21 protein-coding genes are annotated in these 22643 nt (G+C 66.1%); 5 read left to right on the top strand and 16 right to left on the bottom strand.

Going from position 1 to position 22643, the window contains the following annotated elements; translation table 11 throughout:
• Positions 1–119: 119 nt before the first annotated feature.
• Positions 120–869 carry a peptidoglycan editing factor PgeF gene (gene pgeF / locus HMJ39_RS04955; protein ID WP_161385906.1) on the bottom strand — a complete coding sequence of 250 codons (750 nt, stop codon included), beginning with the start codon at positions 867–869 and terminating at the stop codon, positions 120–122.
• The gene (gene rluD / locus HMJ39_RS04950) at positions 866–1837 is read right to left on the bottom strand and encodes a 23S rRNA pseudouridine(1911/1915/1917) synthase RluD (protein WP_194296496.1); all 972 of its coding nucleotides are present in this window, start codon (positions 1835–1837) and stop codon (positions 866–868) included. The genes pgeF and rluD overlap by 4 nt, the downstream gene beginning before the upstream one ends.
• Before the next feature lie 57 nt (positions 1838–1894).
• Between rluD and HMJ39_RS04945 the strand changes: the two genes are divergently transcribed.
• Entirely contained in the window at positions 1895–2713 is an 819-nt protein-coding gene (locus HMJ39_RS04945) for an outer membrane protein assembly factor BamD (RefSeq protein WP_161385904.1), read from the top strand.
• Here the strand turns inward: HMJ39_RS04945 and HMJ39_RS04940 are convergent, their stop codons facing one another.
• Positions 2714–4339, bottom strand: a complete 1626-nt coding sequence (locus HMJ39_RS04940) for an NAD+ synthase (protein WP_161385903.1) — start codon at positions 4337–4339, stop codon at positions 2714–2716.
• 77 nt (positions 4340–4416) lie between these two features.
• Here HMJ39_RS04940 and HMJ39_RS04935 point away from each other — a divergent pair, with 77 nt between their 5' ends.
• From HMJ39_RS04935 to HMJ39_RS04925, 3 genes are read left to right on the top strand one after another with little or no spacing between them, the layout of a single operon-like run.
• On the top strand, positions 4417–4674 hold the full coding sequence (locus HMJ39_RS04935; RefSeq protein WP_194296495.1) for a PP0621 family protein: 258 nt from the start codon (positions 4417–4419) through the stop codon (positions 4672–4674).
• Positions 4664–6214, top strand: coding sequence for a sensor histidine kinase (locus HMJ39_RS04930; RefSeq protein WP_161385901.1), 1551 nt, complete (start codon positions 4664–4666; stop codon positions 6212–6214). The genes HMJ39_RS04935 and HMJ39_RS04930 overlap by 11 nt, the downstream gene beginning before the upstream one ends.
• A gap of 2 nt (positions 6215–6216) precedes the next feature.
• Complete coding sequence (locus tag HMJ39_RS04925; RefSeq protein WP_194296494.1) at positions 6217–7596, top strand: sigma-54-dependent transcriptional regulator; 1380 nt, start codon at positions 6217–6219, stop codon at positions 7594–7596.
• Here the strand turns inward: HMJ39_RS04925 and HMJ39_RS04920 are convergent.
• Complete coding sequence (locus tag HMJ39_RS04920; RefSeq protein ID WP_194296493.1) at positions 7569–8648, bottom strand: NAD(P)/FAD-dependent oxidoreductase; 1080 nt, start codon at positions 8646–8648, stop codon at positions 7569–7571. The two genes, HMJ39_RS04925 and HMJ39_RS04920, sit on opposite strands and share 28 nt — an antisense overlap.
• Positions 8649–8752: 104 nt before the next feature.
• Between HMJ39_RS04920 and HMJ39_RS04915 the strand changes: the two genes are divergently transcribed.
• Positions 8753–9319, top strand: a complete 567-nt coding sequence (locus HMJ39_RS04915) for a GspH/FimT family pseudopilin (protein WP_194296492.1) — start codon at positions 8753–8755, stop codon at positions 9317–9319.
• Here HMJ39_RS04915 and HMJ39_RS04910 read toward each other — a convergent pair whose 3' ends face one another.
• The 12 genes from HMJ39_RS04910 to murJ form a co-directional block, all read right to left on the bottom strand.
• The gene (locus tag HMJ39_RS04910) at positions 9320–9748 is read right to left on the bottom strand and encodes a type IV pilin protein (protein WP_194296491.1); all 429 of its coding nucleotides are present in this window, start codon (positions 9746–9748) and stop codon (positions 9320–9322) included. It abuts the gene before it with no gap.
• Complete coding sequence (locus HMJ39_RS04905) at positions 9745–12684, bottom strand: PilC/PilY family type IV pilus protein (RefSeq protein WP_194296490.1); 2940 nt, start codon at positions 12682–12684, stop codon at positions 9745–9747. The genes HMJ39_RS04910 and HMJ39_RS04905 overlap by 4 nt, the downstream gene beginning before the upstream one ends.
• A 13-nt stretch (positions 12685–12697) precedes the next feature.
• A complete protein-coding gene (locus HMJ39_RS04900; protein WP_194296489.1) occupies positions 12698–13252 on the bottom strand; it encodes a PilX N-terminal domain-containing pilus assembly protein in 555 nt (184 codons plus the stop codon).
• Entirely contained in the window at positions 13249–13992 is a 744-nt protein-coding gene (locus HMJ39_RS04895) for a PilW family protein (RefSeq protein ID WP_194296488.1), read from the bottom strand. The genes HMJ39_RS04900 and HMJ39_RS04895 overlap by 4 nt, the downstream gene beginning before the upstream one ends.
• A complete protein-coding gene (pilV, locus tag HMJ39_RS04890) occupies positions 13989–14486 on the bottom strand; it encodes a type IV pilus modification protein PilV (protein ID WP_194296487.1) in 498 nt (165 codons plus the stop codon). The genes HMJ39_RS04895 and pilV overlap by 4 nt, the downstream gene beginning before the upstream one ends.
• Positions 14487–14505: 19 nt before the next feature.
• Positions 14506–14994 (bottom strand): GspH/FimT family pseudopilin, encoded by a 489-nt coding sequence (locus tag HMJ39_RS04885; protein WP_194296486.1) that lies wholly within the window; start codon positions 14992–14994, stop codon positions 14506–14508.
• Positions 14995–15182: 188 nt separating this feature from the next.
• The gene (gene ispH, locus HMJ39_RS04880; protein WP_194296485.1) at positions 15183–16118 is read right to left on the bottom strand and encodes a 4-hydroxy-3-methylbut-2-enyl diphosphate reductase; all 936 of its coding nucleotides are present in this window, start codon (positions 16116–16118) and stop codon (positions 15183–15185) included.
• 113 nt (positions 16119–16231) lie between these two features.
• Positions 16232–16699 carry an FKBP-type peptidyl-prolyl cis-trans isomerase gene (locus tag HMJ39_RS04875; protein WP_194296484.1) on the bottom strand — a complete coding sequence of 156 codons (468 nt, stop codon included), beginning with the start codon at positions 16697–16699 and terminating at the stop codon, positions 16232–16234.
• Entirely contained in the window at positions 16692–17195 is a 504-nt protein-coding gene (gene lspA, locus HMJ39_RS04870; RefSeq protein ID WP_161385889.1) for a signal peptidase II, read from the bottom strand. The genes HMJ39_RS04875 and lspA overlap by 8 nt, the downstream gene beginning before the upstream one ends.
• Positions 17188–20001, bottom strand: coding sequence for an isoleucine--tRNA ligase (ileS, locus tag HMJ39_RS04865; protein WP_194296483.1), 2814 nt, complete (start codon positions 19999–20001; stop codon positions 17188–17190). Before ileS ends, lspA begins: the two co-directional genes overlap by 8 nt.
• On the bottom strand, positions 19998–20936 hold the full coding sequence (ribF, locus tag HMJ39_RS04860) for a bifunctional riboflavin kinase/FAD synthetase (RefSeq protein WP_194296482.1): 939 nt from the start codon (positions 20934–20936) through the stop codon (positions 19998–20000). Before ribF ends, ileS begins: the two co-directional genes overlap by 4 nt.
• Before the next feature lie 70 nt (positions 20937–21006).
• On the bottom strand, positions 21007–22581 hold the full coding sequence (murJ, locus tag HMJ39_RS04855; protein WP_194296481.1) for a murein biosynthesis integral membrane protein MurJ: 1575 nt from the start codon (positions 22579–22581) through the stop codon (positions 21007–21009).
• Positions 22582–22643 lie beyond the last annotated feature (62 nt).

Raw genomic sequence — 22643 nt, 5'->3', positions numbered from 1 at the left:
CGTCTGCTCAAAAACTGAACTTAAAATGCGGTCTTCCGTGAAGGTTTCAAGAGGCGGGACGCGGGATATTGATCGGCGTCAAAAGGGATCGCGGCTTCAGTCGCTCCCCACCAAGGCCGTCAGGCCGGCGCCAGCCAGATCAGGCTGGCGAAGCGCCCGGTCTGCCCTTCGGCGCGGTAGGAATAGAAGTGATCCGGGTCGGAAGCGGTGCAATGCTCACCGCCGGACACATCCTCCACCCCGGCGGCGTTGAGGGCCAGGGTGGCGGCGTGGGCGAGGGAGAAACGCCAGTGGCCGGGCTGGCTGTCGCGACGGAAGGCGCCGCCGTATTCCGGGCCCAGGTCGAGAAACGCCCGGTGCACGTCCTCGCCCACCTGGTAGGCACGCTCGGAAATGGCCGGTCCCAGCCAGGCGGACAGCGGCTCATCGTCCGGCGCCAGCGTGGCCACGGCGCGTGCCAGAATGCCGGCGTGCAGTCCGCGCCAGCCGGCGTGCACCGCCGCCACGGCGGTGCCGTCGGCACGCGCCAGCAGCACCGGCAGGCAATCGGCGGTGAGCACCACGCAGGGCCAGCCGGTTTCATTGGTCCAGACGCCGTCGGCACGGACATCCGCCTCGCCGGCGCGGACGATGCGGTCGCCGTGAATCTGCCGCAGCCAGGCCGGCGGGTGATCGGTGCCCAGCAGTTTGTGCACGTGGCGGCGGGCCTGTTCCACCCGGTCCGCCTCGTCGCCGCAGTTCATGCCCAGGTTGAAGCCGTGCCAGGGCGGCGGCGAATGGCGGCCAAGGCGCGTGGTCACCACGGCGCGGACGCGGGGGTGAGGCCGCCAGTCCGGGCGCAGCCACTGAGTGATGTCGGGCAGCGTCATGAAGCCTCCCGGTCCGCCTCCAGGGCCTGGATCAATGCCTGGTAGTCCGCCGGCAAGGGGGACTCGAATTCCATGTATTCACCGCTCACCGGATGCACCAGCCCCAGCTTGCGGGCGTGCAGGGCCTGGCGCGGGAAGCGCCGCAGGGCCTCGCGCAAGGCCTCGCTGGCCCCGGCGGGCAACTTGAGGCGCCCTCCGTACAGGGGATCGCCCACCAGCGGGTAGCGGCGGTGGGCCAGATGCACGCGAATCTGGTGGGTGCGGCCGGTTTCCAGGCGCACCTGCACCCGGGTGTGGGCCCGGTAGCGGTCCAGCACCCGGTAATGGGTCACGGCGTTCTTGCCACCGTGCTCGAGCACCGCCTGGCGCTTGCGGTCCACCGGGTGGCGCCCCATGGGCGCGTCCACGGTGCCGCCGCCGGTCATCACCCCCACGGCCACCGCCTCGTACTCCCGGTACAGGCTCTTGTCCTGGAGCTGGGCCACCAGGCCGGTGTGCGCTTCCACCGAGCGCGCCACCACCATCAGGCCGGTGGTGTCCCGGTCCAGGCGGTGCACGATGCCCGCCCGGGGCAGGCTGGAGAGGCGCTCGTCCAGGTGCAGCAGGCCGTTGAGCAGGGTGCCGTCGGCGTGGCCGGCGGCGGGGTGCACCACCAGGCCGGCGGGCTTGTCGATGACCAGCAGGTCCTCGTCCTGGTAGACCACCGGCAACTCAATGGCCTGGGGTTGATCGTCGATCTCCGGCTCCAGTTCCACCGCCAGGGTCAGGGCCTCGCCGCCGAGCAGCTTGTCCTTGGGCCGCGCGGCGCGGCCGTTGACGGTGAGCGCGCCCTCCTTGATCCAGTTTTGCAGGCGCGACCGGGAGAAGCCGTCGAACAGCTCGGCGGCGGCCTGATCCAGCCTTGAACCGGCGTACTGCTCGCTCACCTCCTCGGTGCGCTGAATTTTCTCGCCGCCAAGATGTCCCATAGTCCGACCTGTGATTACAATAGGCGCTCCATTGTACCCCGTCGTACCGAGGAAAAAATGCCGAGACTGATTTGGCCCCTGCTGGCCGCCCTGCTGTTGGGCGCCTGCGCCAACACGCCGGAAGAAAGCCCGGAACGCACCGAGGCGGCCCAGTACCGCGAGGCCCAGGACGCCATGGACTCCAACAATTACCTGACCGCCATCGACCGGCTCAAGGAACTGGAGGCCCGCTTCCCCTATGGCCGCTACGCGGAACAGGCCCAGCTGGACCTGATCTACGCCCACTTCCGGTCCCAGGAATACCCGGAAACCGTGGTCGCCGCCGAGCGCTTCCTGCGCGGCTATCCGGCCCATCCGCGCCTGGACTACGCCCTCTACATGCGCGGCCTGGCCAATTTCTACATGGAACGCGGCTTCTTCGATTCCTTCATGAGCACCGACAAGTCCTCCCGGGACCTGAGTTCCGCCCGGGACGCCTTCGAGGATTTCGAGCGGCTGGTGACGCGCTTCCCGGACAGCGAATACGCCCCGGACGCGCGCTCGCGGATGGTGTTCATCCGTAATGAAATGGCCCGCCATGAACTGCACGCGGCACGCTACTACGCCCGCCGTGGCGCCTACATCGCCGCCATCAACCGGGCCCAGTACGTGGTGCAGCACTACCAGCGCACGCCCATGGTGCCGGAGGCCCTGGCGATCATGGTGGAAGGCTATGAGCGCCTGGAACGGCCGGAACTGGCGGACAAGAGCCGCCGCGCCCTGACCGAAAGCTGGCCGGACAGCGAGTACCTGGACGACGACGGCGAGGTGAACCTGGCCTGGTGGCCCAGCGAGAACAAGGGCCTGCTAAGCCTGCTGACCTTCGATCTGCTCTGATCAGTCCCCGGGCCGCCAGCCGTTGGTGATCGGGTAACGCCGGTCCTTGCCGAACGCCCGGCGGCTCACCCGGGGCCCCACCGCCGCCTGCCGGCGCTTGTATTCGTTGCGGTCGGTGAGCTTCACCACCCGGTAGACGGTGTCCCGGTCGAAGCCGTCGCGGATCACCGCCTCGGCGCTCATGTCCTGCTCCACGTAGCGTTCCAGGATGGCGTCCAGCTCGTCGTAACCGGGCAGGGAGTCGGCGTCCACCTGGTCCGGCGCCAGCTCGGCGGAGGGCGGCCGGGTGATCACCCGATCCGGAATGATCTCGGTGCCGGCTTTCTGGTTGCGCCAGCGGGCGATCCGGTACACCGAGGTCTTGAACACGTCCTTGAGCACCGAGAACCCGCCGGCCATGTCCCCGTAGAGGGTGGCGTAACCCACCGCCATCTCGCTCTTGTTGCCGGTGGTGAGCACCACCGAGCCGCTCTTGTTGGAAAGCGCCATCAGCAGCACGCCCCGGCAGCGGGCCTGCAGGTTCTCCTCGGTGGTGTCGGTGGCGAGGCCGGCGAAGGCGTCCTCGAGAATCTCCATGAAACCGTTGAAGGCGGACTCGATGGGCAGCACCCGGTAGCGCACCCGCAGGGTGCGGGCCTGCTGCTCGGCGTCCTCGATGCTGATTTTGGCGGTGTAACGGAACGGCATCATCACCGCCTCGACCCGCTCCGGCCCCAGGGCGTCCACCGCCACCGCCAGGGTGAGCGCCGAATCGATGCCGCCGGAGAGTCCCAGCAGCGCGCCCTTGAAGCCGTTCTTGTTGACGTAATCCCGGGTCGCCAGCACCAGGGCGCGGTACAGGCTCTCGTCGCCTTCCGGCGCCGGCAGCACCTCGCCATGGACCCTTGGGGTGCCCCCCTCCTGATCCAGGTCCAGGGGAACCAGGCCTTCCTCGAAGCTGGCGCCCTGAACCCGCCGCTCACCGTTGGCGTCCACCGCGAAGGACGCGCCGTCGAACACCAGCTCGTCCTGGCCGCCCACCAGATTGCAGTAGAACACCGGCAGACCGGTTTCCCGGGCGCGGGCGGACACCTGCTCGTAGCGCTCCTCCAGCTTGCCGAGCCGGAACGGGGAGGCGTTGAGGTTGATCAGGCTGGTGGCGCCGGCCTCGGCGGCGGACGCCGCCGGCCCCTGGAACCAGATGTCCTCGCAGATGGTCAGGCCCAGCTTCTCGCCACCCAGCTCGAACACACAGGGCTGGTCGCCGGCCTGGAAGTAACGCTTCTCGTCGAACACCCGGTAATTGGGCAGGCAGCGTTTGAAGTACTCATGGCGCGGGCGGCTTTCGCCGGGGAACAGCACGCCGGCGGCATTGCGACGAATACCATTGCGCACCGCCGGGTAGCCGAGCACCACCGGCACCGCGATCTCCGCGCCGATGGCGGCCAGCGCCTCGTCGATGCGGGTGTTGAGGCTGGGGCGCAGCAACAGATCCTCCGGCGGATAACCGGTCAGCATCAGTTCCGGGAAGATCACCAGCTCGGCGCCGAGCAAATTGCGCGCTTCCCGGGTGGCGGCCACCACCGCGCCGGCGTTGCCTTCGATGTCCCCCACCAGCGGGTTCCGCTGGGCCATTACGAGTCGCATAGTACCGCCTTTTCTCCGTGGAGCGGTGATTGTACTCTGTAGCCGCCTGACCTTGCACAGGCGTCTGGGAGATCCTTATGGGGCTGATTCGGCTGCTGATTCTGGCGGCACTCGTGTACCTGGTGTGGCGTTTCGCCAAACGCCTGCTGGCCGCCGCCAATAACGACGACGACGGCACCCGCCCGACGCGCTCCGCGGAGCCGCGCGGCGAAACCATGATCCGCTGCCAGCAGTGCGGCCTCCATGTGCCCGAGCGGGAGGCGTTCCGGCACCGTGGCCTGGGCTTCTGCTCCCAGGAGCACCAGCGCCAGTATCTGGAACATCATGAACCCTAGCTGGACGCCGGCGCGCATCTATAACCTCTACCGCATCGTCATCGCCACGGTGCTGCTGGCCTCGTTCTATCTGAGCGGGCGCACGGTCATCGGCCAGTACTTGCCGGCCCTGTTCGAAGCCACCGTGGTCGGCTACCTGATCCTCACCCTGCTGTCGTCCTTCATGGACTATACCCGGCCGGCGCGCAAGCCGGCCTGGGCCCAGCCGGTGGCCCTGGTCATCGACGTGCTGGTGCTGGGCCTGGTGGTGCACGCCAACGGCGGCCTGGAAGGGGGACTGGCGGTGCTGCTGCTGGTCAACGTGGCCGGCGGCAACATCCTGCTGCGCGGCCGGCTGGGTTTTCTGATCGCGGCGCTGGCCACCCTCACGGTGATGTTCGAGCAGTTCTACTTCGCCATCCAGACCGGCGACGGCGATCCGTTCCAGCTCACCGAGGCCGGGTTGCTGGGTATCGCCTTCTTCATGGTGTCGCTGATCATCCAGCAGATCGCCGGCCGCCTGGAACGCAGCGAGGGCATCGCCGCCCGCCAGCGGGTGGCGATCGAGCGTCTGGAGGCGCTCAACCAGCAGATCGTGGCGCGCATGCGCACCGGCGTGATGGTGTTCGACGAGGCCCACCGGGTGCTGCAGTCCAACCCCTCGGCGGACGGTTTCTTCGGCGGCGCCATGGCCGGCCAGCACCTGCCCGAGCCCCTGGTGGAACGCTACCAGCATTGGCGGGGAGCACCCCATATCGCGCCGGCGCCGCTGCGTCCTTCCCGGCAATCCCCGGAAGTGAGCGCCCGCTTCGCCGCCATGGACACGGGCCACGAGAACCTCACCCTGGTGTTTCTGGAAGACACCGCCCGCATCGCCCAGGAAGCCCAGCAGCTCAACCTGGCCTCCCTGGGCCGGCTGTCCGCCACCCTGGCCCATGAAATCCGCAATCCGCTGAGCGCCATCAGCCATGCCACCGAGCTGCTCGACGAGGACGGCGCCTCGCCGGAGGACGCCCGCCTGCTGGCGATCATCCGCAACCATGTACAGCGGGTGAACGGCATCATCAGCGACGTGCTGGATCTGTCCCGGCGCCCGCGCGGCCAGGCCGCCCGCTTTTCCCTGGAAGAAGCGCTGGGCGAGATCGTCGATGGCTGGCACCAGCGCGGCGAAGCCTTCCACCGGCTGACGCTGGTACCGGGCGATGCCGAGGTGGCGGTCCGTTTTGACCGCAACCAGTTCGTGCAGGTGGTCGACAACCTGATCGGTAACGCTTTCCGGCACGGCGGCGCGGAGCGCGCCGTGACCCTGGCCTACGGCGTGCATCCACGCACCGGCCTGCCCTGGATCACGGTCACCGACGACGGGCCCGGCGTGCCCGAGGACGCCCTGCCCCACCTGTTCGAACCCTTCTACACCACCAGCGACCGGGGCAACGGTCTGGGCCTGTACGTGTGCCGCCAGCTCTGCCAAGCCAATCAGGCCACCCTGGACCACGAGGACGCCCAACCCGGCGCCCGCTTTGTGATAACCTGTGCCCACCCGGATCGGCAATTTCAATAACCATGAAAGAGAACACGCCTCGCGTTTTGGTAGTGGATGACGAAGCCGACCTGCGGGAGCTGCTCGTCATTACCCTGGGACGGATGAAGCTGGACGCCACCGCGGCGGCGTCCCTGGAGGAAGGCCGGCGGCTGCTGGACGGCGGCGCCTTCGACCTGTGTCTCACCGATATGAACCTGGGCGACGGCACCGGGCTGGATCTGATCCGCCACGCCGCCGCCCGCGCCCCGGACATGCCGGTGGCGGTGATCACCGCCTACGGCAATATGGAAGTGGCCACCGAGGCCATGAAACTGGGCGCCTACGATTTCATCGCCAAGCCGGTGGCCCTGGACCGCCTGCGACAGCTGATCGAGGACGGCCTGGGCATCAGCCGCGCCGAACCGGCCGCCGAGGGCGGCGGCGAGGAAGACGGCCTGATCGGCCAGGGCCCGGCCATGCAGCGCCTCAAGCAGCAAATCCGCAAGCTGGCGCGCAGCCAGGCGCCGATCTACATCAGCGGCGAATCCGGCAGCGGCAAGGAGCGGGTGGCGCGGCTGATCCACGCCCTGGGCCCGCGCCGGGAAAAGCCCTTCGTGGCGGTGAACTGCGGCGCCATTCCCTCGGAATTGATGGAGAGCGAGTTCTTCGGCCACCGCAAGGGCAGCTTCACCGGCGCCGTGGAGGACCGCAAGGGTCTGTTCCGGGAAGCGGACGGCGGCACCCTGTTCCTCGACGAAGTGGCCGACCTGCCCTTGCACATGCAGGTGAAACTGCTGCGCGCCATTCAGGAAAAGACCATCCGGCCGGTGGGCGAATCCCGGGAATTCGACGTCAACCTGCGCATTCTGTGCGCCACCCACCGGGACCTGGGCGAGGAGATGACCGCCGGGCGGTTCCGCCAGGACCTCTACTACCGCCTCAACGTGATCGAGGCCCATGTGCCGCCGCTGCGGGAACGGCCCGAGGACGTGCCCGCCCTGGTGGAGCACATCCTGGCGCGGCTCGGCCAAGCCTGGGAAGCGACGCCGCCGGCGGTGGGCGACGGCGCCATGGCGGCGCTGCGCCAGTACCCCTTCCCCGGTAACGTGCGTGAGCTGGAGAACATTCTGGAACGCGCCATGACCCTGTGCGACGGCCCGCGCATCGAACCGGACCACCTGCACCTGCCCAGCGCCGAACCGGCGGCGCCGGCCACCGGCAACGACGGCGGCCGGCATCCCCAGCTACCGCTGGAGGATTACCTGCAGGAAATCGAGAAGCAGGAAATTCTGCGCGCCCTGGACGCCACCCACTGGAACCGCACCGCCGCCGCCAAGAAGCTGGGCATGACGTTCCGCTCCCTGCGCTATCGCCTCAAGAAGCTGGAACTGGATCAGGAAGGCGACGCCACCAGCGAATAATCCGCCGGGTCCAGAAACGGTGTTTCCCCGTTCATCAGCTGGACCAGGAACTCGGCGCTGGCCGGCGCCGACACCAGACCGTTGCGGTGGTGTCCCACGGCGGCGAACACGCCCCGGGTACCCGGCACCTCGCCCAGATAGGGCCAGTCCCGCCCGCAGCCGGGGCGCACCCCGGCCCAATGATGCTCCGGCGCCTGGTCCGCCAGGGCCGGCAGGATCGAAGCGGCCATGGCCTCCAGCTTGCGCCGGCCCTCCTCGGTGGGGTCGGTGGAATCGTCGCCTTCCTTGAGGGTGGAACCCGCCAGCACGGCGCCGTCGGCGCGGGGAATCAGATAGCCGTTTTCCGTCAGCACGATGGACGGCACCCGCCCCGGCGCCAGCCGGTACAGCAGCATCTCGCCCTTGGCCGGAAACAGCGGCACCGACACCCCCAAGGGCGACAGCAGCGACGGGCTCCAGGCACCGGCGCTGACCAGCACGGAGGGCGCGCTCAGGCGCTCGCCGCCGGCCAGCACCACGGTGGCACCCCGCCCCATCGGGTCCAGCGCCATCGCCCGGTCTCTCACGGTCCGCACACCCTGATCCGCCAACCGCGCGCGCAGCGCCTTGAGCAAGCGAGGATTGCGGATATTGCCCACCTCCGGGAACCAGACGCCGTCGCGATCCACGGCCTCCGGCCAGGCGGTGGCCAGAGCCCGGGGCTCGCAGCGCTGCCCCCAGTCCCGCGCCCAATCCAGAGCCCGCCGGCGCTCCTCGCCGGCGGCTTCCACCCAGAGTCCGCTGTCGCAGAGATCGTCCTCCCGCAGGCCGGCATAGCCGGTCAAGGACGACACCAGGGCCCGGTAGCGGGCGGGGCCGTCAACGGTAAGCCGGTTCATGGCAGCGGGATAGCGCCAGGCGAACAGCGGCGCCAGGATACCGCCGCCGGCCCAGGACGCCGGCGGGCGCTCGGCCGGCGCGTCCACCAGGGTCACCCGGCGGCCGCGCTCGGTGTGCGACAACGCCGACAATAATCCGACGATTCCGCCGCCGACGATGAGTACATCAGCCATAGTAATCCGTGGGTTCTGGATGACAGGAAGGCCAGCAAAGGTAACACAGAGCGTCGCGGCGCGGGGGCGTAAACTGAAACCGGATATGGATAAACACCGGGGCCTTGTCCCGGATCAAGGATGGCGCCGGCCCAGCCGGCATGGGCATGGAGAACGACATGGACGTCAACGGCTCTGGCCGGCCGTACGGCTTTACACTGGTGGAATGCCTCACCGCCCTGCTGGTGGCGGTGATCCTGATCAGCGCCGGCCACTACATGAATCGCGACCTGCTGCCCCGGCAGCGGGTGGTGGCCGCCAGCAACCAGGTCCTGGGCCTGATTCAACGTGCCCGGGCCCACGCCTTCACCCGCGGCCCCGCGCTGCTGTGCGACGGCAACAGCCGGTGCGAGCGCTTCGATATCACCGACCGGCTGATTCTCGCCAACGACCCGGACAACGATGGCCGCATACGCCCGGCGGACGTGGTGGAGCGGGTTCATCTGCCCGCCGGCACCACCCTGGAATGGCGCCGCTTTCGCGGCCAGGCGCTACGCTATGGCCGGCGCGGCAACCTCTACTACCAGAACGGGCACTTCCTGATCTGCAACCGGGGCCAGGCCCGGCGCATCGTCATGACGGTGATGGGTACCGCCCGCATCGAAGCGGACAACGGTGATCGCTGCCCCTGATCAATCCCCCCAGGAGGCGGACGAGCCCAGGGTGCAGGTGCCGCCCTTCACGAAGCAGGTGCGCCCCTCGCTGTCCAGACGCAGCTGACCATCACCGCTCTGCGGCCCCTTGGGGTTGGCGGTGATCTCGTAGCGCTGATTGTTATTGGTCACGGAGATACTCACCGTGTAGTAATCGTTGCTATCGAGATCCGACGACAGACTGCCCAGGTTGCTGTCCGCGTCCTTGTAGGAAAAACGCCGCGCCCGGTAATTCTCCAGGGAAGCGGCCAGGTCCATCAGCTTGCCCTGGTACTCGGAGCGCCGGGTTTCCCGCACCTGCTGAGTGTAGGCCGGGTAGGCGATGGCGGCGAGAATCGCCACCACCACCACCACGATCATCAGCTCAATCAGCGTGAAGCCGCCCTGCCGGTTGATCGACGTGTTCATTCACCCTCCTCCTGCCCCACCGGAAAATACTCGTTGGCCTCGTTCTTTTCCATCGGAATCCAGCGGAGCTTACGGAACATGTTGTAGGCAATCTCCTCACCGCCGAGCACGTCGAGCCCCACATTGAATAGCGCTTCAGGCCCGTTATTAGGGCCATTACTGGGGTCGTTTCCTCCACCATCTTCACCACCACCCGTTTCCGGCTGGGTGAAGATCGGCGTGACACTGGGAGGAATACTGCTGCCATCCAGAGGCTCGCCACTCCAATCCCCGCCGGAGGTGGAGCCGTCATTGCTGAAGGACTGCGCCTCACCGCTCAGCATATTGGCGCGATAGGCGTATGCCTCACCATAACGGACCACGCAGGGGTCCGTGTCCTGGTCGGTATCGGACGGCTTATAGGTGGTGAACATGACGCTCCCCTGGAAAATGGTGGGGGAAGACATCACCTTCTCACCGGCGCGGCTGAATTCCACCCGCCAGCCGTCTCCCGAACCGTCCAGGCTGGGCGTGCTGGCCCCGTTCACCACGGGCAAATCACCGGGGGTAATCACGTCCGGCTGTTCAGCACTCTTGAAGTTATGGTCGGCCACCACATAGAAGCCTTCCTCGGTATCCGTATCCAGGGGATGCGCGCGATAGCCGGAACCCAGGGCCACATAAAGCGTTTCGCTCAGTCCGTTTCGCTGATAACCGACGGCCGGCGCTTCGTAGAAACGTCGATGGTCGGCGGTGCCAGTGCCACCCAAGGCGGCAAGACGCACCACGCCTTCCACCAGATCCGAGTCACTGCTCGCCGTGTTATCCAGATTGACCCGGAAGATCTGACCGCCGAGGTCGCCGAAATACAGGTAGTCGGCCAGACCGTCGAGGTTCAAGTCCACCACGGCGATGCCGCCGGGCACGCCCCATTTCATCTCGCTGACCTGGGTGGTGGCATCGTCGCTACCCACGGACCAGAGCCTCTCCCCGGTGCCCGCGTCCACCATATAGACCGCGTTGCCCAGGTCGTCCTGGCTCGGGCGGCTGCCGGCGGTATCGTGGCCATCGGGATCGTAGCCGCCACCAAACACCAGCACCGGTTTGATGGTGTCACCCACCTTGACCCGCGTCAGCGTGGGCGTGGACCAGGACTGTCCGAGACGACTAAAGCCACCGTCGGGATTGGCGATGGCGGTTTCATCCACCCAGGCGCCCTGGATCCGCCACTCCAGACTTGGATTGTTGATATCGGACACATCCAGCGCGTAGTAATTGCTGCCACCGCGGCGCATGCCACCATAAATATGCACTTCATCCGCATCACCGTTTTCCTTGGCGGTACGGTAAGCCACCCAGCTGCCGTCCATGCCATAGAGGCTGCGAATATTGTTCTCCTTCAAAGGCGGCGAACGCACCAGGTCGTAGGCCCGCTTGAGCATATAATCCGGCATGAACGCGAATTTCTCGTCACCGGTCTTGGTATCGATGGCGTGCAACATGCCACCATTGGTGGACACGAAGATGTAATTGACCTGATCGTCGGCATCGGTGCCGTCGTTATCCACCTTATAGTTCACCAGCAGCGGCACGCTGTGCATGGGATCGCCCCACAGCTCCAGCAGAGCGGCGTACACTTCTTCCTTGGTGTTGAACGCCGTTTCCGCGTTATCCGGAATCCCGAAATCCGCCTCGTCCAACTCCTCCAGTTTTTCCGCGTCGAGCGTGTAGGAACCGTTGCCGTTGGAATTGCCGATGATCAGCTTGCGGTTGGCCAGTTCCGCCCGGGCGCCGCCCTTGCGTATGTCCGGACCATCCGGCTCGCCATCGGTCCAGAAACTCTTGGCGCTGTCACGCACGTAACCGGTTTCCGTATCCAGGGCAGAGTTGCCATTGGCGTCCACCACGCTGCCGTCATCCAGACGGTAGCGCTTCAGGTTGCCCGGCCAGACCGAGGTGCTCTCGGGCTTGAACATGGCGTAGTAGAGCTGATCAAGGTGCTCCAGACGGTTGTTCTGGTTCACCGAAACCCCCGGTGATGTAATAGTCTGGGAGTCTTCCGCGATCAGATTGAGAATGTCGTTGAATTCAGCGGCCAGTTCATCGGCATTGGCTGCCAGACGAACATCCTTGGTTCCCCCTTTCAGGGCAACTTGTTTCATATTGGCGACCTGCGATGAATCCGCGCTAACACCAAAGGCCACCTGCCAAGTACGTACTGAGCGTTCTAGTGGATTTCTCTGCTCATCCAACAACCAGGATGCAAGCTCTTCCTGGCAATTATAGGAACCGTTGCAATAGTTTTCGGTCAAACCCCGAACTTTCTGGTAATTCGTATCCTGAGTCGGGTCACCATCCGTCATCACGATGATATGATTCGATTCGCATTGATTGTCCAGGTTCATGGGAGATTCATAAGCGCTAGCCGTATAGCATTGATTCCCGTAGCAGGAGATATTCACGGCCCGCCTCGGCTGGTTCTGAAGTGCCTCGCCCCGTTTTGCATAATCAGAGGGGCTTCGCCCCATCATATAACGGGCCATCTCGTAGTAGGCCTCCATGGTCGGGGTATTGGAGGTGCCGGAAAGCCCGTTAACCAAGCTCTTTACTTCCTGCCTCCCCTGATCATCCATCTCGCTGACAGGATAAAAAACATAACCACCGTAACCATTGCGGTCATACCCGCCATTGAATTTACCCAAGCCGATACGCACGCCATCGCCAAGGCCGTCAACCACCTGAGTGAAAGCACTTTTCAGCTGGCTCATCTTGGTCGGACTACCGCGCTCCATACTGCCGGAGGTGTCCAGAAGAAAAAGTACATTCGCCGTTTTTTCATTCTGATCGTTACCGGCATCCACCTGGGCAAAGTAGATTTCGGTGTCGTCGGCGTGCACGCCAGTGGGCGACAACAGGATGGCGCCCAGCAAAGACAGAAAGAATAAATATCTGTTCATGGTTCGCTCCTGGTCACTCCTGACCGATGTTGTTGAAATCGGTCGATGACACCATGGCGCGCTTGAGCGCCTGTTGCAGATGATGGTTTTCGATTTCGAATTGTTCCACTTCCGAATCCCCCATGATCTCGAAGGTATAATCGACGATCAGATTGCCGCCCCCGCTCATGCTCACCTGACCACCGGAGACCGGCTGCATGCCTTTCTGCCGGATCCGCGACTGCGCCCGCACCAGTTCCCGCGAATCCATGTATTCATTACCGTCACAGATGGTGGTCAACACCGAGCTTCCATCCAGGCAGCGGTACGCGACCTGCCCGAACAGGAAAGGCTGCAGGTCCACGCTGGAGAGCCCGTAAAGGTAGGAATAGGCCTCGGCGACCGCCGATTCGGCGCCCTCGAACGCCATGGCGTCCACCTGGGTGCCGGTGGAAATCTTGGCGCTGAACATGCTCGTCTTCATCGCCGTGACGCCCATCAGGGAAACGATCACCAGAATCAGCAGCGCGATCAGCAAGGCCGCGCCTCGCTGGGCGCGCGCCGAAATGGTTGGCGCGGTCTGTTTCATACTTCACCCCAACGGTAGTTGCGGATCGCCACGGTGGACTGGAACTGCCGACGCAGGCTGCGCCCTTCGTTCACCGTCTCCTGATGATCCAACAGATAAAAAGTTTGTTCTTCCTCGGCGCCCTCCATGGATGGCAAGGGCTTCTCCAACAGCAAGGCCATTTTCACCGCCACCACGGGCCTGCCACCAACGTCGTCGGGCTTGACGTAGCGGGACGCGAACGCCACCGCGTCCACGGTCTGGTCAATGCCATAGAGCACCTGGAAGCTGCGCACGTCCTTGAGCAGAATGACGTCGTCGGTGGACAGGTTGCCCCGGCACTTCAGGTTGCCGTCGTCGTCCACCCAATAGGTATTCGCCACCTCGGTAACGACCGCCGGCGTCAGGGTGGTGCCGGTGCAGTCGGCGCGGCCGTGGTGGCTGATGGTGAGCCGGTCATTGGTGCCGTTGGCGCTGTCGGCGGAGGCCGGCATGCCCAGGAAGGTTTCAAGGTTCACGCCGGGATAGTTGAGAGTGCTGACCTGATCACTCACGTAACCGGTAAGCTGCAGATCCTGGCCGATGAAACGCAGGGCGAGCTGTCCTTGTTCCTGGGATTCGCTCATCGCCTGCTGCAGGGCGAAGGTGCGCTGGTTGGTGGAGAACAGCGACACCGCGGCGGCGGTGATCAGCAGGCCCAACACCATGGCGACCATCAATTCGACCAGGCTGAACCCGGCCATGCGGTGGGGCGCTTTCATCGTGCCACCTCCATCACCACGCATTCGGTGTCCTCGTCGGCGGCGACCTGGCCGTTGCTGACACAGTCATCGATGTCCTGGTCCCGCCAGGCCACCACCACGCAGCTGGTGATGCCGCCGCCGCAGGACTGCACCTGGATGCGCCCGGCGGGCAGCAGGTTACCGGCCTGCCACTCCAGTTCCTCGATGTCCCAGGCGGCCACTTCGTCAGTGTCGCAGGTACTGTCGTAGCAATCCGTGGGTGGCGCGTCGCCGAAGGATTGCTGGGCGCCGCCCCAATTATTCTGGTCCAGGTAGGTGGGCTGCGAAGCGCCATTGACGAGAATGCGCTCCAGGGCATCACGGGCCAGGGCCGTGGCCTGGGCCCGGGTCTGGGCGCTTTCCGAGCCTTTCAGGGCACTCAGTTGCAGGCCGGCGTAGCCGAGCACGCCGATGGCCAGGACCAACAGGGCGACCAGGATCTCCACCATGCCCACCCCGGTTTGCTGTTTCATGCGTCTACCCCTTCCTTGCCTAGCTGCAGGTGAACACGTTGTTTTCGATCACGCCGAAGCGTCCCACCTGAATCTTGCGGCCGCTTTCGCCGCTGCGATCGTCACAGACCTCGAATTCCACGTTGCTGGCGATGATGCCCGAGGGCAGGAACTGGATTTCATCCACGCCGGAGGTGACCGTGGCCTTGCCGGCCGGGTGAAAGCTCTGGTCGCCCTCGGTGCGCGCGCTGTCGTAGAAGAGTTCCCAGCCGTCGTTCCAGGACGAGCCCAGATGACGCAGCACCACCGGCTGGCGCAGATTCACGGCCTGCGCGCGGGCGGTGTTGATGGCGGTGACCAGATCGGCGGTGGTGGCGCGCAGGGCGTTGTTGGCGGTGACGTTCTGGAACGAGGGCACCGCCACCGCCAGCAACACCGCCGCCACGGCGATGGCCAGCATCAGTTCAATCAACGTGAAGCCTGCGCTGCGCGCGCCTGTGTCGAGCACCACGGACCACTCCAATTGCATTGAGGTGACGACACTCTAGCAATTGTAAAACCGTGGACAACGGGACTTAGACGAGCGGTCACTTCATGGACATGAGCGGCATAAGCAAGGACTTGTAGAGTGAAAGGCCTGTGACCGGCGTCATGCTTTGAAGTGAGCGGGCGGGTAGAAAAGGCGGCCGACGCCCCACGGGCGGCGGCCAGCGGGGATCAGGCGCGCAGGGCGCGGGGCATGGAAAAGCGGATGTTTTCCTCGCGGCCGGGGATTTCCTGCTCCGGCTCGCCGCCCAGTTCCCGTAGCCGGGCCACCACCTGGTGCACCAGCTCTTCCGGGGCGCTGGCACCGGCGGTGACGCCCACGGATTTCTTGCCGGTGAGCCAGGCCGGGTCGATCACCGCCGGGTCGTCGAGCAAGTGAGAGGGCGTGCCGCAGCGTTCGGACAGCTCCTTGAGCCGGTTGGAGTTGGAGCTGTTCACGGAGCCCACCACCAGCACCAGATCGCACTCCAGGGCCAGTTGCCGTACCGCGTCCTGGCGATTGGTGGTGGCGTAGCAGATGTCCTCGCGCTTGGGGCCGAGGATGTTCGGGAAACGGCCGCGCAGGGCGTCGATGATGCGCGCGGTGTCGTCCACGCTGAGGGTGGTCTGGGTGACGAAGGCGAGCCGGTCCGGATCGTTCACTTCCAGCCGCGCCACGTCGTCCTCGTCCTCCACCAGGTACATGCGGCCGCCCTTGGAGGTGTCGTACTGGCCCATGGTGCCTTCCACTTCCGGGTGGCCCTGGTGGCCGATCAGGATCGCCTCGCGGCCCTCGCGGGCGTAGCGGATCACCTCCATGTGGACCTTGGTGACCAGCGGGCAGGTGGCGTCGAACACCCGCAGGGCGCGCCGCTCGGCCTCTTCCTGCACCGCCTTGGAGACCCCGTGGGCACTGAAGATGACGATGGCGTCGTCCGGCACTTCATGGAGTTCCTCCACGAACACGGCGCCGCGCTCTCGCAGGCCGTCCACCACGTAGCGGTTGTGAACCACCTCGTGACGCACGTGTACCGGCGGCCCGAAGACATCCAGGGCGCGGTTGACGATTTCGATAGCCCGGTCCACGCCGGCGCAGAAACCGCGGGGATTGGCGAGACGGATTTGCATAGGAAAACCTGCTTGGACTGTCCTGCTTGGACTGTGTGGCGAGTATACGCGTCGCGGGTCGGGTCCGGCCAGGATCGCGGAGGTGGCCGTGGGAGCGGCTTCAGCCGCGCTGGTCAGTTCAGGCGGACGGTTTGCTCGGGCACGTCGTGCTGAACGTCGATGATCTCCACCACGAAGGTCAGGTCCCGCCCGGCCAGGGGGTGGTTGAAGTCCACGGTCACCCAGTCGTCGTCCACGTCGGTGACCACGCCGGGCAGCTCGGCGCCGGCGGCGTCGGCGAAATTCATCACCATGCCCGGCTCCACGTCCTCCACCTCGAAGGTGGACCGGTTGAAATGCTGGACGTTCTGCTCGTTGTGCTCGCCGAAGCCGGATTCGGCGTCGATGAACACACTGCGCCGGTCGCCCGGCCGCAGGCCGAGAATGGCCTTCTCGAACCCGGGCAGCAGGGAGCCGTCGCCCCAGGCGAAGGTGGCCGGCTCGCCGTCGAAGGTGCTGTCCATCTCGGTGCCGTCCATGAGACGCACGGCGAAATGGAGCGTGACCCGGGTCTGCGGCCCGGCGAAGAGTTCGTCAGTCATGGGCGCGGCGCCCTCCCAGCAGCATGTCCAGAATGATCAATACCGCTCCAAGTGTGATGGCGCTGTCGGCGATATTAAAGGCCGGGAAGTGGTAATCGCCCCAATAAAAATCGAGAAAATCCACCACATGGCCGAGTACCACCCGGTCATAGAGGTTGCCCAGGGCGCCCCCCAGGATCAGCGCCAGGGCCGCGCCCTGCATGCGCTCGGTCCGGAGTTTGCGCAGCCAGCTCAGGATCAGCACCGCGGCGATCAGCGCCACGCCGGCGAAGAACCAGCGCTGCCAGCCGCCGGCGCCGGCCAGGAAGCTGAAGGCGGCGCCGGTGTTGTAGGCCAGGGTCAGGTTGAACACCGGCAGGATCTCCAGGCGCTCATAGAGCTCGAAGCGCGCCACGATCCAGTGCTTGGTGAGCTGGTCCAGGGCGATCACCAGGACCGTGAGCCACAGCCAGTTGAGTTGGCCGGGCAGCCCCCGGCGGGCCGCCGCCTCAGGCATAGTGACGCTCCTCGCCGGGGCCTTCCACGTTGGTCACGCAGCGGCCGCAGATCTCCGGATGGGCCGGGTCCACGCCCACGTCCGCGCGGTGGTGCCAGCAGCGCGCGCACTTGGGATTCGGCGAGGGCACCACTTTCACCTTGAGGCCGGCCACGGCGCTCTCTTCCAGCTCCGCCGGGGCCGTCGCCAGCGGCTCCAGGGCGGCGGTGGAGGTGATGGTGACGAAACGCAGCTCGTCGCCGAGCCGTTCCAGCAGGGCGCGTACCTGGTCATCCACGTAGAGGGTAGCGTCGGCGGTGAGGTTGGCGCGCAATTCCTTGCGGTTGCGGGCCTCCTCGATGGCCTTGTTCACCGCCTGTTTGACCGCCTGGATGCGCTCCCAGAAGGCCAGGTCCATGTCGGCGTCCGCCGGCAGGCCGAACAGGCCGTCGTACCAGGTGGTCAGGAACACGGAATCGGCCTTGTCGCCGGGCAGGTGCTCATGGATCTCCTCGGCGGTGAAGCTGAGGATCGGCGCCATCCAGCGCGCCAGGGCCTGGGCGATATGGTACAGGGCGGTCTGGCAGGAGCGCCGCGCCACGGAATCACCCCGGCTGGTGTACTGGCGGTCCTTGATGATGTCCAGATAGAAGCCGCCCAGCTCGTTGGCGCAGAAGTTGTGCAGCCGCTGGTAGACCTGATGGAACTGGTAGCCGTTGTACAGCTCTCGCAACTCGTCCTGGAGCTGGGCGGCCCGGGCCACGGCCCAGCGGTCCAGGGCCAGCATGTCGTCCGGCGCCACGGCGTTGGCCGCCGGGTCGAAGCCGTTCAGGTTGGAGAGCAGGAAGCGCGCGGTGTTGCGGATGCGCCGGTAGCTGTCCGCCACCTGCTTGAAGATGTTCTTGGAAACGGTCATCTCGCCACGGTAGTCCGTGGAGGCGATCCACAGGCGCAGGATGTCGGCGCCGAGCTCGTTCCACACTTCCTGGGGAGCGATCACGTTGCCCAGGGATTTGGACATCTTGCGGCCCTGCTCGTCCACGGTGAAGCCGTGGGTAAGCACGCCCTTGTAGGGGGCGGCGCCGCGCATGGCGGTGCTGGTCAGCAACGACGACTGGAACCAGCCGCGGTGCTGGTCGGAGCCCTCCAGGTACAGGTCCGCCGGCACGGTCAGCTCCGGGCGCTGCTCAAGCACGGAGAAATGGGTGGTACCGGAGTCGAACCACACGTCCAGCACGTCGGTGACCTTGCTGTAGCGTTCAGCGTCCTCGCCGAGCAACTCCGCCGGGTCCAGCTGGAACCAGGCCTCGATGCCCTCCTGCTCCACCCGTTTCGCCACTTCCTCGATCAGGCGCGGGGTATCCGGATGCGGCTCGGAGCTGTCCTTGTCCACGAACAGGGTGATCGGCACGCCCCAGGTGCGCTGCCGGGAGATGCACCAGTCCGGGCGGTCACGCAGCATGCCTTCCATGCGCGCCTGGCCCCAGTCCGGGGTCCAGGTGACCGTTTTTACTTCCTCGCGGGCCCGCTCAAGCAGCCCGTGGCCGCCCATGGAGATAAACCACTGGGCGGTGGCGCGGAAGATGATCGGTGTCTTGTGCCGCCAGCAATGCGGATAGCTGTGGGTGATGCTTTTCTTGGCCACCAGGGTGCCGCCTTCCTGCAGCGCCTCGATCACCGGCCCGTTGGCCTTGTTCACGTGCAGACCGCCGACCACCGGCAGCCCATCACGGAACACGCCGTTGTCCTGCACCGGGCTGTCCACTTCCAGGCCGTAGCGCTTGCCCACCACGAAGTCGTCCTCGCCGTGGCCGGGCGCGGTGTGCACGCAACCGGTGCCGGCGTCGGTGGTGACGTGCTCGCCGAGCACCACCGGCACGCGGCGGTCCAGGAACGGATGCCGCAGGCTCAGGGATTCCAGCACCTGACCCTTGAAGGCGGCGGAGCGACGAACATTCTCCAGGCCGTAGCGTTCGGCGGCATCATCGGCCAGGGCCTCGGCCACCACCAGCTCACGGGGCTGGCCGTCCTGATCGCCGCCGAGCAGCACGTAGTCCTCCTCCGGGTGCACCGCCACCGCCTGGTTGGCGGGCAGGGTCCAGGGGGTGGTGGTCCAGATCACCAGGGCCGGGGCGCCGGCTTCCACGCCGGTGCGGGCGGTGAAATCCGCCGGGTCCACGGCGGCGAAGGCCACGTCGATGGCCGGGGATTTCTTATCCTGGTATTCCACTTCCGCTTCCGCCAGGGCGGAGGCGCAGTCCAGGCACCAGTGCACCGGCTTGAAGCCCTTGGTGAGCAGGCCCTTGTCGACGATCTGGCCGAGGGCGCGAACGATGTTCGCCTCGGTGTCGTAGTTCATGGTCAGGTAGGGGTTGTCCCAGTCCCCGAACACGCCCAGGCGAATGAAGTCCTTCTTCTGCCCTTCCACCTGCTCGGCGGCGTAGGCCCGGCATTCCTCGCGGAAGGTGCGCGCGTCCACCTTGTGGCCGGCCTTGCCCACCTTCTGCTCCACCTTGTGCTCGATGGGCAGACCGTGACAGTCCCAGCCCGGCACGTAGGGCGCGTCGAAGCCCTCGAAACCGCGCGCCTTGACGATCACGTCCTTGAGCACCTTGTTGATGGAGTGCCCGATATGAATCGAACCGTTGGCGTAGGGAGGGCCGTCATGGAGCACGAACTTGGGACGGCCGGCGGCGGCCTCGCGAATCCGGCGGTACAGGTCCAGCTGGCGCCATTGCTCCAGCCGCTCCGGTTCGCGCTTGGACAGACCGGCTTTCATGGGAAAGTCGGTGTGGGGAAGATTCAGCGTCGCCTTGTAGTCCGTCATAGTCCGTCGTCTTGTGCAAAGAAGGCTTTTACCTGCTCCAGGTCCCGCCGCATGGCGGCCTTGAGTTCATCCAGGCTGTCAAAGTTCGTTTCCGGGCGCACGAACCGGTGGAAGCACACGCTCAGGTGGGCATCGTACAAATCCCCCTGAAAATCCAGCAGGTGCACTTCCAGACGGTTCTCGCGGCCGTTCACCGCCGGCCGCGTGCCCAGATTGGCGGCGCCGGGCTGGCCGTCCAGCCCTCCGCCGCACACGCGCACCGCGAACACCCCCTGCAGGGGCGATACCGGCCGCTTGAGCGCCAGATTCACCGTGGGCATGCCCAGGGTGCGGCCGATCTTGTCACCGTGGCGCACCCGGCCGCTGATCCCGTAGGGCCGGCCCAGCAGCCGCTCGGCGAGCGCGAAATCGCCGCTTTCCAGGGCGCCGCGCACGCGGGTGCTGGACACCCGGGCGCCGTCGACCTGGCAGGTGGGCGTGTCGGTCACCTCGAAGCCGAACCGCTCGCCGGCCCGGCGCAGGTAATCGAAATCCCCGTCGCGGCCGCAGCCGAAGCGGAAATCGTCGCCCACCACCAGGTAGTCGATGCCCAGTCCGGCCACCAGCAGGTCGCGCACGAAGGCTTCCGCGGTCAGGCTTCGGAAGCGCTCGTTGAAACGGGCGCACAGCACCTGATCCACCCCGTGCCGGCGCAACGCGATGAGCTTGTCGCGCAGGCTCATCAGGCGCGCCAGGGCGCCCTCCCCGGCGAAGAATTCCTGGGGCTGGGGCTCGAACAGCATCACCGTGGCCAGCTTGTCGCGGGCGCGGGCCTCGGCGATCACCTTGTCCAGAATGCGCTGGTGGCCCAGATGCACACCATCGAAATTGCCGATGGTGGCCACGCACCCCCGGTGCGCCGGCCGCAAATTGTGAGTGCCGCGAATCAGTCGCATTGCGCCCTCGTTGCCGTCCCGGAGCCGTCGCGCCCGTGTATCCGGGGGAAAAGAGGGCCGATTATAGAAATCATCGGCGCAGGTGGCGAGGTCTGAGGCCAAGAATCAGCAGCACCAGGACGTAAATCGCCAATCCGGCCAGCACGATCACCGTCAGCCAGCCAATGCGCGCCATCAGTGGCCCGTCCATCCAGACGCCGGCGTACCGGGCAAGAAAATGGATCGCCGCCACCATGGCGCCGCCGGCGAACAGCAGCCGCCCCCCGTGAGCGGCCCAGCCCGGGCGCGGCCGATAAACACCACTGCGCCGCAGGCCGGCGAACAACAGGCCGGCGTTGAGCCAGGCGGACAGGGACGTGGCCAGGGCCAGCCCGGCGTGCTGCAGCGGCCACACCAGAGCCAGGTTAAAGCCCATGTTAGCAACCATGGCAATCACCCCGATCTTCACCGGCGTCTTGGTGTCCTGGCGGGCGAAGTAGCCCGGCGCCAGCACCTTGATCAGCATGAACGCCAGCAGGCCGGCGCTGTAGGCGCGCAGCGACTCCGCTGAGCGCAGCACGTCGGCGGCGGTGAACTCGCCGTGGCGGAACAGGGTGGCGAGCAGCGGCTCGGCGATCACCGCCAGGGCCAGCGCCGCCGGCACGCCGATCAGCAGTACCAGGCGCAGGGCCCAGTCCAGGGTCCGCGAGAAGGCGTCCGGGTCCGCCTCGGCGTGTTTGCCGGACAGGCTCGGCAGAATCACCGTGCCGATGGCGATGGCGAACACCCCCAGCGGCAGCTCCGTGAGCCGGTCGGAATAATAGAGCCAGGTCACCGAGCCGGTCTGCAGCAGGGAGGCCAGCACCGTGTCCAGCAGCAGGTTGATCTGGCTCACCGAGACCCCGAACAGGGCCGGCGCCATCAATCGCAGGATGCGGCGCACGCCCTCGTCCCGCCAGGCCATGCGCGGCACCGGCATCAGGTGCAGGCGGGCCAGGAACGGCAGTTGAAACAGCAGCTGCACCACCCCGGCGATCAGCACCCCCCAGGCCAGCGCCACCGCCATGCGCCCCTCGGCGAAACGCGGCGCCAGGAACAGCGCGCAACCGATCAGGCTCAGGTTGAGCAGCACCGGCGTGAAGGCGGGCACCGCGAACCGGCTCCAGGTGTTGAGAATGGCGCCGGAGAAGGCGGTCAGAGCGATGAAGAACAGGTACGGAAAGGTGAGCCGCAGCATCTCCACCGCCAGCGCCCTTTTATGGGGGTCGTCGCCGAACCCCGGGGCGAACACCCAGATCAGCAACGGCGCGCCCAGCACGCCGATCAGGGTGACCAGCGCCAGGGTGCCGCCCAGGGTGCCCGCCACCCGGTCGATGAGCAGCTTGGTGGCGACCAGGTTGCCCTCTTCCCGGGACCGGGTGCGGTATTCGCTGAGCACCGGCACGAAGGCCTGGTTGAAGGCCCCCTCGGCGAACAGCCGGCGCAGGAAATTGGGGATCCGGAACGCCACGAAGAAGGCGTCGGTGCCGGCGGAAGCGCCCAGCAACCGGGCCAGCACCACGTCGCGCACCAGGCCCAGCACCCGGGAGAGCAGCGTCATGCCGCTGACCACCAGGGTGGAAGCCAGCAACCCGCCCTTCTTGTCGTCTGTCGCCTGGTCGTTCATCGGCCCTCCGGAAAACCGGCCAAGGGTACCCAAAGCATGACGGCGCCGCTAGCATCGCCGGT

Source organism: Alloalcanivorax profundimaris (assembly GCF_015265435.1).
Lineage (GTDB): Bacteria > Pseudomonadota > Gammaproteobacteria > Pseudomonadales > Alcanivoracaceae > Alloalcanivorax > Alloalcanivorax profundimaris.
Note: the sequence above shows the minus strand (reverse complement) of the source record. Positions and strands in the feature narration are given on the sequence as shown.